The sequence below is a fragment of the Microcoleus pseudofavosus SVA1_A4 genome, from assembly GCF_036700565.1.
Lineage (GTDB): Bacteria > Cyanobacteriota > Cyanobacteriia > Cyanobacteriales > Microcoleaceae > Microcoleus.
Genome location: NZ_JAUBPE010000061.1, coordinates 37872 through 49887 on the forward strand (window position 1 = coordinate 37872; position 12016 = coordinate 49887).

The 12016-nt window shown below is 47.4% G+C and carries 11 protein-coding genes and 1 tRNA gene; 10 read left to right on the forward strand and 2 right to left on the reverse strand.

Annotated elements, in window-relative coordinates:
• The first annotated feature begins 54 nt into the window (after nt 1–54).
• Together QUA02_RS23180 and QUA02_RS23185 are read left to right on the forward strand one after the other, a co-directional pair.
• Entirely contained in the window at nt 55–4278 is a 4224-nt protein-coding gene (locus QUA02_RS23180; protein ID WP_333031078.1) for a chemotaxis protein CheB, read from the forward strand.
• Between the two features lie 107 nt (nt 4279–4385).
• Nucleotides 4386–4514 carry a hypothetical protein gene (locus QUA02_RS23185; RefSeq protein WP_333031104.1) on the forward strand — a complete coding sequence of 43 codons (129 nt, stop codon included), beginning with the start codon at nt 4386–4388 and terminating at the stop codon, nt 4512–4514.
• A 369-nt stretch (nt 4515–4883) separates the two neighbouring features.
• Here the strand turns inward: QUA02_RS23185 and QUA02_RS23190 are convergent, their stop codons facing one another.
• Nucleotides 4884–5786 (reverse strand): phosphodiester glycosidase family protein, encoded by a 903-nt coding sequence (locus QUA02_RS23190; RefSeq protein WP_333031082.1) that lies wholly within the window; start codon nt 5784–5786, stop codon nt 4884–4886.
• Between the two features lie 70 nt (nt 5787–5856).
• Between QUA02_RS23190 and QUA02_RS23195 the strand changes: the two genes are divergently transcribed.
• The 4 genes from QUA02_RS23195 to QUA02_RS23210 all read left to right on the forward strand — a co-directional run bounded on the left by QUA02_RS23195 (nt 5857) and on the right by QUA02_RS23210 (nt 8034).
• Nucleotides 5857–6666 carry a pentapeptide repeat-containing protein gene (locus tag QUA02_RS23195; protein WP_333031083.1) on the forward strand — a complete coding sequence of 270 codons (810 nt, stop codon included), beginning with the start codon at nt 5857–5859 and terminating at the stop codon, nt 6664–6666.
• Between the two features lie 82 nt (nt 6667–6748).
• Nucleotides 6749–7189: a HEAT repeat domain-containing protein gene (locus tag QUA02_RS23200; RefSeq protein ID WP_333031085.1), complete on the forward strand. Its 441-nt coding sequence runs from the start codon at nt 6749–6751 to the stop codon at nt 7187–7189.
• A gap of 163 nt (nt 7190–7352) precedes the next feature.
• On the forward strand, nt 7353–7652 hold the full coding sequence (locus QUA02_RS23205) for a type II toxin-antitoxin system HigB family toxin (protein WP_333031086.1): 300 nt from the start codon (nt 7353–7355) through the stop codon (nt 7650–7652).
• Nucleotides 7636–8034, forward strand: a complete 399-nt coding sequence (locus QUA02_RS23210; RefSeq protein WP_333031089.1) for a helix-turn-helix domain-containing protein — start codon at nt 7636–7638, stop codon at nt 8032–8034. The genes QUA02_RS23205 and QUA02_RS23210 overlap by 17 nt, the downstream gene beginning before the upstream one ends.
• Nucleotides 8035–8303: 269 nt before the next feature.
• On the opposite strand, the gene QUA02_RS23215 is transcribed toward QUA02_RS23210, so the two are convergent.
• A tRNA-Ser gene (locus QUA02_RS23215) sits at nt 8304–8388 on the reverse strand.
• 214 nt (nt 8389–8602) lie between these two features.
• Between QUA02_RS23215 and QUA02_RS23220 the strand changes: the two genes are divergently transcribed.
• The 4 genes from QUA02_RS23220 to QUA02_RS23235 all read left to right on the forward strand — a co-directional run bounded on the left by QUA02_RS23220 (nt 8603) and on the right by QUA02_RS23235 (nt 11676).
• Nucleotides 8603–8971 carry a 2Fe-2S iron-sulfur cluster-binding protein gene (locus tag QUA02_RS23220; RefSeq protein ID WP_333031091.1) on the forward strand — a complete coding sequence of 123 codons (369 nt, stop codon included), beginning with the start codon at nt 8603–8605 and terminating at the stop codon, nt 8969–8971.
• Between the two features lie 37 nt (nt 8972–9008).
• Nucleotides 9009–9524, forward strand: a complete 516-nt coding sequence (locus QUA02_RS23225; protein ID WP_333031093.1) for a thermonuclease family protein — start codon at nt 9009–9011, stop codon at nt 9522–9524.
• A 304-nt stretch (nt 9525–9828) separates the two neighbouring features.
• The gene (locus QUA02_RS23230; protein ID WP_333031097.1) at nt 9829–10644 is read left to right on the forward strand and encodes an inositol monophosphatase family protein; all 816 of its coding nucleotides are present in this window, start codon (nt 9829–9831) and stop codon (nt 10642–10644) included.
• A 102-nt stretch (nt 10645–10746) separates the two neighbouring features.
• Complete coding sequence (locus tag QUA02_RS23235; RefSeq protein WP_333031100.1) at nt 10747–11676, forward strand: J domain-containing protein; 930 nt, start codon at nt 10747–10749, stop codon at nt 11674–11676.
• Nucleotides 11677–12016 lie beyond the last annotated feature (340 nt).

A 12016-nucleotide genomic window follows, 5' to 3' on the forward strand; every position in this document is an offset into this window, starting at 1 on the left:
TATTAGGATAATACCCACATAATACCGACAAAGCAAGATATTTGGTATAAAAAAATGACTCCAGGAAAGTATTCCAAGAAATCTCAACCTAAAGCAGATATGAAAGCAGATATGAAAGCTGATATCGAAGCAGCTCGAAACCAGCAAAACAATCAAAACGACTTATTTCCAGTCGTCGGAATTGGAGCCTCTGCAGGTGGATTGGAAGCATTTATCGAATTACTGAGCCATTTGCCGATCGATACAGGCATGGCGTTTGTAATAATTCAGCATATGTTGCCGAATCAGGAAAGTGCGTTGAGTGTAATTCTGGGTCGATCGACCCAGATGCAGGTGCATGAGGTGACAGACGAGATGGCTGTAGCACCAAATCAGGTATACGTCATCCCCCCAAATGTTAGCATGACCATCGATCGGGGGATGCTAAAGCTCCTGCCTCGGGGCACAGGACGGGGCATATTTATGTCCGTCGATACCTTTCTGTTTTCCCTCGCCGAAGAACGGGGAAACAAAGCCATCGGCGTCATTCTGTCCGGGGGCGACAGCGATGGTGCCCGAGGATTAAAAGCGATTAAAGCAGCAGGGGGTATTACTTTTGCCCAATGCGAAGAATCGGCACAAGTCAGCAGTATGCCGAACACTGCGGTGGCGACGGGTCAGGTAGACTTTATCTTGACACCGGAAAAAATTGCCCAAAAAATAGCAGAGATCGGCCGTCATCCCTACATTGCCGATCGGCCTCCAACAGAATCGGTCGCCGGCGAAGATGCGATCGCATCTAAAGATGCGATCGCCATTATCTACAGTTTGCTGCGATCGGCTACAGGAGTTGACTTTACTCACTACAAGCAAACCACCTTGAAGCGGCGGATGCAGCGGCGGATGTTGCTGTACAAACTCGATCGGATCGAAGATTATGCCAAATATCTCCAAAACACCCCGGCCGAAGTAACGGCGCTGTACGGCGATGTCTTAATTCATGTCACCAGCTTTTTCCGCGACCCCGAAAGCTTTGAGGCCTTAAACAGCAAGATATTTCCCGAAATCGTCAAAGATAAATCGCCGAAAACACCGATCAGAATTTGGATTGCCGGCTGTTCGACGGGTGAAGAAGCTTACTCGATCGCCATCTGTTTGCTAGAGTTTTTAGCAGATCGAACTACTAACCTGCCGATTCAAATTTATGCCACAGACATCAGCGAAAGTGCGATCGCCCACGCCCGCAGCGGCTTCTATGCGGCGGGCCAAGTCGCCGATGTTTCGCCCGAACGCCTGCACCGGTTCTTCGTTCAAGTCGAGGGCGGATACCAAATCGCTAAGCCCGTGCGCGAACTCTGCGTTTTTGCCAGACAAAATTTGATTAGCGATCCGCCGTTTTCGCGGATGGATTTGATTACCTGTCGGAACGTGCTGATCTACCTGGGAACCCCGCTGCAAAAAAAACTGCTGCCAATGTTCCACTACGGACTCGGCCCTGGCGGCTTTTTGATGTTAGGCACTTCAGAAACGGTTGGTGACTTTGCAGAATTGTTTGCGCTATTCGACAAAAAGAACAAAATTTATGCTAAAAAACTGCTGTCGCATTGGCTCAACATTGATTTAACTGCTAGCAGCTATCATCTGACAGCCATCAATACTTTACCGGTGCAGACGGAAAGGTTGGACGAAATTGAAATGGAGAAAGAGGCAGATCGCATTGTTTTGAATCACTATGCCCCTGTCGGGGTCGTGATTAACAGCGCCAGCGAGATTTTGCAGTTTCGGGGACAGACGAATGCCTACCTAGAACCGGCACCCGGTAGGGCGAGCTTAAACCTGCTGAGAATGGCAAAAGAAGGATTGCGCGTCGAACTGCGGACTGCAATTCAACAGGCCTCACAGCAGAAGCAGCCGATCGCCCGCGAAAGGTTGCAAATTAGAGAGGGCGAGATCCTCCGGCAGGTGAGAATTAATGTGATTCCATTCCAAGTCGGCGCTGCGAGTAAAGACTATTTTTTAGTGCTGTTTCAAGACGAGCCGCAGACCGCTGCGTCTTCGGAGGTAGCGGACAATGGTAGAGTCAACTCCGAGCCGAAAACCGATGAAAGTCTGGAGATTGCGAGGCTGCGACAGGAACTGAAAACCACAAAAGAACACCTCGGAGCGATCGTCCAAGAGCATCAAGCCGCCAACCAAGATTTGAGAGCCGCCAACGAGGAGATTTTGTCGAGCAACGAAGAGTTGCAAAGCATGAACGAAGAACTCGAAACCGCCAAAGAAGAGATTCAGGCAACCAATGAAGAACTGAACACGATTAATGACGAATTGCAGCGGCGCAATGTGGAATCAACCAAGGTCAGCAACGATTTGCAGAACCTGCTGGGCAGCATCAATATTCCGATCCTGATGCTGGGAGGCGACCTGCGAGTCCGCCTGTTTACTCCCGCAGTCGAAGGCATCTTCAACTTGATTTCTAGCGATGTCGGCCGCTCTTTGAGCGACATCACTCACAAGTTGATAGTGCCGGACTTAGAGCAACTGATTTTAGAGGTGATCCGCACGCTTAATTTGAAAGTTAAGGAGGTTCAAGATCGAGACGGTCGTTGGTACGATCTGCACATTCGACCGTATCGGACGATCGACAACAAGATTGACGGGGCTGTGGTGATGTTGGTGGATATCCACGAACTCAAACAAAGCGCCCAGCAGTTGATGGAAGCGAAAAACTACGCCGAAACGATCGTGGAAACCGTGCGGGAACCGCTGCTAGTGCTCGATCTAAACCTGCGGGCGATCACGGCCAACCGTTCTTTCTACCAGACGTTTCAGGTGATGCCGATCCAAACTGAGCAACACTCGATATTCGATCTCGGTAACAGACAGTGGAATATTCCCAAGTTGCGATCGCTCCTAACAGAAATTCTGGCAGGAAAGACCGAGTTTAAAGATTTTGAGGTCGAGCATGACTTTGAGCAGATCGGGCGTAAAATAATGCGGCTCAATGCCCGCAAAATGCCTCCGATCGGCGATACACAGATGATTCTGGTGGCGATCGAGGATATCACGGAGCAAAAACAGTTAGAGACAGAACGCAGCCTTCGGATTGAAGAACAATTGGCTCGTGCGGCTGCTGAGGACGCCAACCGCGCCAAAGATGAGTTTTTGTCCGTGCTTTCTCACGAACTGCGGACACCGCTGAATGCGATGATTGGCTGGGCACAGTTGCTGCGCCTGCGAAAATTTGATGCGGCTAAAACCGACGAGGCGCTAAAAACGATCGAGCGGAGCGCCAAAGCACAAAACCAGCTCATCGATGACATCTTAGACGTTTCGCGCATTACCACAGGCAAGTTTCGGATCGACGCTTATCCAATTGAGCTGACTCCACTGGTGGAAAATGCGATCGGGGTGGTTCGTTTAGCAGCAGAAGCCAAAAATATTCAACTTAAATCCAGCGTCACTCCTTTAACCGCAAAAGTGTTGGGCGATCCGAGCCGCTTGCAGCAGACGCTGTGGAATCTACTTTCAAACGCGATTAAATTCACCCAAGCCGGAGGCAAAGTTGACATCGCATTAGACTGCATTGATGGCATGGCTCAAATCCAAATTCGGGATACTGGTAAGGGGATTCACCCCGATTTTCTCCCCCACGTGTTCGATCGCTTCCGTCAGGCGGATAGCAGCTACTCTCGAAAAGACTCTGGGTTGGGGCTAGGGCTCTCGATAGTCCGCCATTTGGTAGAACTCCACGGCGGTACTGTTGATGCAGACAGTTCAGGTGAGGGACAGGGGGCAACGTTTACCGTGAGGTTGCCGCTGCGAACAGACATAGAAGAAAGTTCGACGCAGAGTGTTTTAGAACCAGTAGATTGCCCAAAGCAACCAGCAGTGACAATGGCTGACATTCCATCATTGGCTGGTATACGAGTTCTGGTTGTGGATGACGAATTAGATATGCGTGAGGTATTCACCACAATCTTGGAGCAGTATGGAGTTGAAGCTTGCGCGGCCGCCTCGGCAACTGAGGCTTTGTCAATGTTGACGGCAAATCCTGAGAAATATGATGTACTTTTGTCTGATATTGGAATGCCGGAGCAAGACGGTTATTCGCTAATTCGCCAGGTACGGACACTGAGTGCCGAGGGTGGGGGACAAATTCCTGCTGCCGCGCTAACGGCCTATGCTAGAGAGGACGATAGTCAAAAGGCGATGAAAGCAGGTTTTCAGATTCATGTTGCTAAACCTGTTGAGTCAGCTCAATTGGCATGGATCGTGGCTTCTTTAGCTGGGCGGGTTTAGCGGAATATCCCCATATTTCTCAGCCGGGAGGCGACCTTTATCCCCCAGCCAGGGCTGAAGCTTGTGGGCGATAGTTATGGCATTTTTTCCGCTGCATTACCTATGGAATTGCGGGAAATACCGCCGAATTTACCAGCGATGAAGGACTGCATTACATGAATTTGCTTTATCAACAATTTGCCGTTTCTGTGCTGGCAATGTGCAGGGTTTGCCAGGTATCAAAGCGGCTATTTTGAAGCGCTGCAATTATGGATACTGAGCCAAGTTAGCTCCTTATTTTAATCATTATATTGAGAGTGTGAGGTACTTTAGTTAATATTATCTCATGCTTACTTAACGGTTATTTTAATATCCTTTTTTGTACTTTTAATTACTCACAGTAATTTTTAGACAAAAGCAAATAAGAAATATAACGCCGATAAAAGCCAAACTTTCTATTAAAAAAGTGGGCAGTAAGTTCCCTCTTTATTTGGTCGGCGGAGGCATATTTTTTTTTGTAAAAGTGCTTAAAACCGCCGATCATTTACAATCAGCGGCTTGGGTGCAAGGGACAACACAATTATTTTCAACCCAGCTTCTCGGAGATTAAAGCACAATTTAAAACCCTAATTTTCCCGCGCATAAAATCCTAAATGATTGGAAATTGGACGTTCCTGCATGGGTATTTTATTCTGAATCGGAGCATTCAACAGTTTCGCTCCTGACGGCGATGCTACTGCAAAAGTTACCGACCCGCCGCCATCTAAATTTAGCACTGTCTCGGCTCCCAACTGCATCGAAATATCAGTTATTTCGCTCAGTTTCAGCCCTTCACTGTAAAGCCTCTGCTTGCCATCGACCAGAATTAACCACAACTTGTCGCCTGTTTTGTCGATCGCCGCGACTGCACGGGGATAGGGTTTATCCTGTTTGCGTTCTTTGTGACTTTGGGCTACGGGTTTGCCATTTTTCACCAGCAAAGTATCTCCGGCAACTGCATAGGCTGTTCCTGCTGGACAAGTGCCGTTTTCGATGATTTGAGCGCGGTTTTTGGCATCAAAACAAAGGGTGGGAAAGCCTGAATGTGGTTGAGAATAAGCTTGGCCTTTGGCAATGGCGTGTCCGACATTATTTACTCGATCGCCACTGCGGGGATAGTAATCCCAAGGTGCTTCCTCGATGCAGGGATAAAAAAAATTGCCGTTGACTGCTAATTGCAATTTAAATTCTTTCAGGAATTCAGTAGCGGTGCGGGCATGGGTTTCTGTTAAATCGGGTGTTGGGTTTCCGGGAGTGACAAAAATTCCTATTCCCGGCGCTTTTAGGTCGATGCTAACAATGTGAATTAGGGTGGGACGCGGATTAGTCCGAAATTCCCTGCGGTAGCCTATTCCTTGAAAGAGCGATCGGGCTTCGTTTGTTTGTTGGGGACGAAAAAAGTAGGGAATGTTGTAGAGTAGTATTGGTGCGAGCAATATTCCGAGACCGAGAATATGCCAAATTTGTTTGATAGTGGGCCGATAAGTCATACCATTTTAGATTTTGAACTGGGACGGGAACACTCACAGATTTATATATTTTCCAGCATCCTCTACTAATATGAAGTATTCGGATTCCCATAATTTTAGCAATCAAATTTTACGAAATCGATCGTTCCAAGGACAAGTTCTTAACGGTGCTGATTTCAGCGGTGCGGATGTTAGAGGCTGCAATTTTAGAAATGCTCAGTTAGCGGGTGCGAATTTTCTCGGTGCGAAAATCGGGCTTTCTCGGCGACAGATTGCTGTTTTGAGTGCTGGGGCGATCGCGATTTGTTTGGTTGTGGGCGATGTTCTGACTCGACTGATTTTGGGAACCCAAGGACAAGTACCGGACTCTCCCAGTTGGCCTTTTGTTCTGTTGCTGTACGGGGTTTTGAGCGCTGCTGGTTTCGCTTCGGCGATCGCCAGCAAACAGCGAAAAACCTCAAAAGCGGGTAGATTGGCACGAACAATTTCTGCTATTCTATCAGGAGCTTTGTTGGGATTTTTCTATGCTGGCACTGCAACTAATAATAATTCCCAGGCTGCTATTGCTGGAATGGCGATCGGCGGAGTGTTCATGTTTTTTGTGAGTTCCCGGATTCGCGGCCAATTTGCACAGGTGGCGATCGCATCGGCTGGAAGTGTGGCGACTTACGCAGCGGCTTTTTTGTTCAGTGCAACGGCGATCGCTTTTCTGAGCACTCACAAACTGTTTTGGGGTATGTGTTTCGGTTTGCTGTCGCTGCTGTATCTTTGGTTTGCGTTTGTGTCTTTCTCGGCGATTGTTCGAGAGATTGGAAATGCTGAGGGTACTTCGTTCAGAGGGGCAAATCTCGCTGATGCTAAGTTCGATATAAATTACCTCTATCTAAAATCTAAAATTTAAAATCTAAAATTCCCCGACTGATATTCAAACAGCAATTGAGCCAGCAGAAAGCGACGCTTTGCTGCAAACGGTGAGGGAGCAAATGGCCCTCGCAACTTTTAATCCCAACGACAGCGAACTGCTCAAAAAGATGGTCGAATGTATGGGAGATTCGCAGGGAATGGTGAGGCTGAGTTTAGCCGACACTCTCGCCTCAATTGGCAAACCTGCAACTCCTTTTTTGCTGGAAGCTCTAGCACATCACCGCAACCCTGTCGTGCGTAGAGCCTCTGCTAAAACGCTGACTCTGATTTGCGAGGCAATCGCCCGAACCACGCTGCTAGAAGCTTTTTTACAGGATGAGGATCGAGTCGGGGGAGGCAGAGTGGGATTAAAGACAAAGCCTGCGGTTTCTAACCGCGCCTATACACACAAAACCCACTTGGAGGGCGTTAAAGAATTTTTACTCGATCGGGCCTTGACATTTGCCTCTCAAAATGAGAGTATAAGCATAGTATGCAACCAAAACTGTCGGCGTTGCTGATTCACCGTATGAATTCAAGATTTCCCAATTGCTATAAGCCCGCTTGAGGGTGAGTTTTGTAACTTCAAGGGAAAAGTTGATTCATACCGCGAATCAGCAACGCCAAACTGTCAACAATTAGCAATCACTATGCAAAACACAATAAAAAATAAAAGAAAAACCGATGCACTTAATTTCGCTCCGCAACCTCCGTAAAGATGCTGCCCAGTACCCCGATGTCAAAAATCAAATTGATAGCTGGAACGCAACTGTAAAGAAAGCAGAATGGCAGAATTTGGAGGATGTTCGCAAGATTTACGGGGATGCCGAATCAGTAGGAAACTTCACCGTATTTAATATCAAAGGCAATGACTATCGCCTGATTGTCGATATCGACTACCAGGAGCAAACTATTTTCTACAAATTTTTCCTAACCCACGCTGAATACGACAAAGATAAATGGAAAAATGATCCTTACTTTTGATCGAGTCACTTATAGCAACTTGCTTGCAGAAATCGCTCCAAAGGCGATCGAATCCGAAGAGGAATACGATCGCCTCCTGGCAGTGGCAGAACGGCTAACGTTCGCTAAAAACCGCACCCCAGAGGAGAGAGCTTTATACAAGTTGTTAGTCACGCTGATTGAAGTTTATGAGACGGAAAATTATCCGATGGACAAATCCGAGCCTCATGAGATTTTGCAACACATCATGGAATCCAGCGGCACCCGTCAAGCGGACTTGGTAGGTATCATTGGATCGAGTGGCGTGGTTTCTGAGGTTGTAAACGGCAAAAGAGCGATTAGCAAAGCACAAGCTAAGGCACTAGGAGATTATTTTAAAATCTCACCTAGCTTGTTTATTTAATGTGGAAATTGGGCATGGGAAAAACAATTAAGTGACGCTCTTAGACCATATCGCTGGCGATTGGTGGAGGATCTTCACTATGGTTTTCTACTATTGGCATTATCTGGGCGTTTATTCTCGGCGCGATCGCCCGTAATTTACCCTCAAAAATATAAAAGCGAGATCCCTTGATTTTTCTAAAAGAATTCAAGGGATCTCGCTCAAAGTATTTATCTCAGATCAGAGATTTTTTTTGCAAGCTGTTTTTTTTGCCTAAACAGCTTGCTTAACGGAGAGGGAGGGATTCGAACCCTCGTTAAGTTGCCCTAAACACACTTTCCAGGCGTGCGCCTTCAACCGCTCGGCCACCTCTCCAGGGCTAAATTAATTCATTTAGCCACAGCTAAACTATCTTAGCAGAACAAATCTGATTTGGGAAGGGGTAACGGCATAAATTTGCTGTTTAATGGGGGGTAGGGTGTCAAACGGGCAGGCCGGATTCTCCTCCCTGTGTGGCAAACTCTTTCATCTAAAGGATTTGGCCCCGCAAACCCCAATCTAAAATCTAAAATCTAAAATCTAAAATTCCATGACTCGCTCTTACACAATTAAAATTCATAACAGACAAACGGGAGCGCGCCACACCGTGCGAGTACCCGAAGACCGCTACATCCTGCAAAGCGCCGAAAACCAAGGAGTAGAATTGCCCTTTTCCTGCCGCAACGGCGCTTGTACCGCCTGTGCGGTGCGCGTCAAGTCGGGGGAACTGCACCAGCCAGAAGCAATGGGGCTTTCTGTGGAACTGCAAAAAGAAGGTTATGCCCTGCTGTGCGTCTGCTATCCCCGTTCCAACATCGAGGTAGAGACGCAAGACGAAGACGAAGTGTACGAACTGCAATTCGGCCGCTACTTCGGCAAAGGTAAAGTTAGAGCCGGTTTGCCATTAGATGAAGAGTGAGGCAATTTTATAAATTATCAACTACCAATAATTATCCATGCTCTATCGGTTATTTGCGATCGCCCTTTGTCTGTTGTTAGCTAGCTGCCAAAAACCAGAAATGCCCCAAGGTACGATCGCCAAAGTAGAAAGGGCCATCAGCGGGCAAACAATCGAAGTTATCAGTACAGCCGACAAAATAGCCTTATTAGAACAAATCAGGCTGATTGGTATTGATGCGCCGGATTTAAAACAGCAGCCTTGGGGAGAAGCGGCTAAACAAAGACTAGAACAGCTAATTGGGGGAAAACAGGTATTGTTAGAATCAGACATCGAAGAGAAAGACCAGTTCGATCGCAAACTAGCCTACTTGTGGCAAGATAAAGTTCTGCTCAACGAACTGCTAGTCAAAGAAGGTTATGCTTTGGCCTCAGCGCGATCGCGCAACACAAAATATCAACAGCGACTCATCAACGCTCAAGAATGGGCGAGACTCATGGGTAAAGGGCTGTGGAATCCAGAACGAGCTTTGCGCCAAACCCCCGGAGAATTTCGCCAGCAAAATCAGAAATAGTTGACTGTTGACTGTTGACTGTTGACTGTTGACTGTTGACTGTTGACAACTAACAACTAACAACTAACAACTATAGCAATCCTAAATGATTTGAAAAATAGTACGCGAGCAAGATGCTCGCACTACAAGGATTCTGATCTCGATCGATTTTGCGACTGATTTAGGACTGCTATAACAACTGACAACTAACAACTAACAACTAACAACTGACAACTAACAACTGACAACTGACAACTGACAACTAACAACTAACAACTAACAACTAACAACTAACAACTAACAACTAACAACTGACAACTAACAAATGACTGACAATCAACTGCAAAACTTCTTAGAAATAGCCACAGAAGCAGCCCTAGCCGCCGGTTCCGTCCTGAAATCTTTCTGCGGAAAATTAGAAAACATTCAAGAAAAAGGCCGATCGGGCGATTTAGTGACAGAAGCCGACAAAGCCTCAGAAGCCGTCATCTTAGAAATTCTCGGCCGCCACGTACCCGACCACGGCATCCTCGCCGAAGAATCCGGCAAATTAGGGGATGCAAATAGCAAATACCTGTGGGCGATCGACCCTTTGGACGGTACAACCAATTATGCTCACCAATATCCTTTTTGGGCCGTGTCGATCGGACTTTTAATCGACGGCATACCACAAATAGGAGTAATTTTTGACCCTTTTCATAACGAATTGTTTCGGGCAGGCAAAGGATTGGGAGCAACGTGCAACCGTTCGCCGATCGAAGTTTCCCAAATCTCAGAATTGAGCAAAAGCTTGTTAGTAACCGGCTTTGCGTACGATCGGCGCGAAACCGCAGACAATAATTATGCCGAATTCTGTCATCTCACTCACCTCACCCAAGGCGTGCGGCGCAGCGGTTCGGCATCCCTAGACCTCGCACACGTCGCGATGGGGCGATCGGACGGATACTGGGAACGGGGACTCGCCCCTTGGGACGTAGCAGCCGGTGTACTCATCGTCTCCGAAGCGGGAGGTCAAATTACAGCTTATGACGGCAGTGCCTTTAAGATCGACTCGGGTCGCGTTTTGGCCACAAACGGCAGAATACACGCCGAACTCAGCGGCGCACTGCTAGCAGTTCCTCCCTTATCTTCCTGGAGGTAGCGCGCCCTCGGCAAGGGTTCAGGGATCGTACGGGGGTCAGAACCCCTTGACTCAGGCTACATTAAAGAATAGTGAAAAGCCAGGAAAGCGAGAGTAAAAGTTATGTCTTTTGAAATGACAAAAGGGCTGTTCAAGTATGACTTTACAGATCAGCACGCAATTTTGGGAGTTCCCTTAGACGCAGAGTATAGCGAGATCCGCAAGCGCTACACGAAAATCGCCCGCCGCTTGCATTCGGATACTTGCTCTTTTGAAGACCAAGCCGATAAAGATTGGGCCAACCAATTTTTGTCAAAAGTGGTCAATCCGGCCTACAACAAATTCTCTAAGGAAAGCGATCGCAAAGAATACAACCTGCTATTAGCAGCCATAGGCAAGCGCGTCGCTAAAGAACAGGCGAAAATGCAAATTGAAAGCGAAGCAGCCAAACAGTTAGCTACCGCTAAAGATTTGGAAGAAGCTTACAAAACAGCAGTTAGCAAACTCGCTCTCAAGCAGTACGAATCAGTTAAGGAAACCGAAGATGCGATCGCTCAAATTAGCGAACTCAACATGGTTTACCTGCTGCGAAAAGAGCGCCTCGGCGGTGGTGCGGTTGCAGTGGTTTCGCCCCCAAAAGCCACAACCCCAACTAGCACAGCCACAAAACCACCAGCAACCCCAGCCGCCGCAACTCCACCGCCACCGCAGCCCAAAGTCCAAGTCAAAGACTCGCTGGCCGATGGATCTTGCCGCCGAGCTCAAGGATTCATGGACAGCAAAAATTACGCTAAAGCAAGTTTGGAGTTGAGGGAAGCCCTGAAGCGCGAGCCGAAACACAGTCAGGCCCACGCTATGTTAGCCATGTGTTACTTTCAACAAGATCAAACCACAATGGCGAAACTTGAGGTGCAAAAAGCTTTAGCATCAAATCCTGAAGAACCGACGGCTTTGGAGGTTAAGAAAAAGCTGGAACAAGCTTCCGCAAAGAGCAAAAAAGGTGAGGGTAAACCGGGATTTTTTGCAAGTTTGTTTGGCGGGAAGAAGAAGTGAGAAGTTGTGAGTTGTGAGTCTTGAAGAGTTTAAAAGTGGTGGATTGCACAGCAGTGGAGTGAGAACGAGAAAAAAAATCAAGAGTTGGTGATATCACATCGGATCGCAGTCGAAATTATACCGTCAGTGCGATCGTCCCGCGATCGCGGATGCTCCAGAAAGAACGGGACGCCAGCACTGACGGGGAAAATGATAATTCCGATAACAAAAACGATATGACACCTTAATTTGTTAAAGTCGAATGTTAAGCTTGACTCGTTAGACGGCTCTCCTGAGTTTATGGTGTAAAATGTACCTACTAATACATTTACCGTTATGAGCTTCCATCTAGACTATCTAT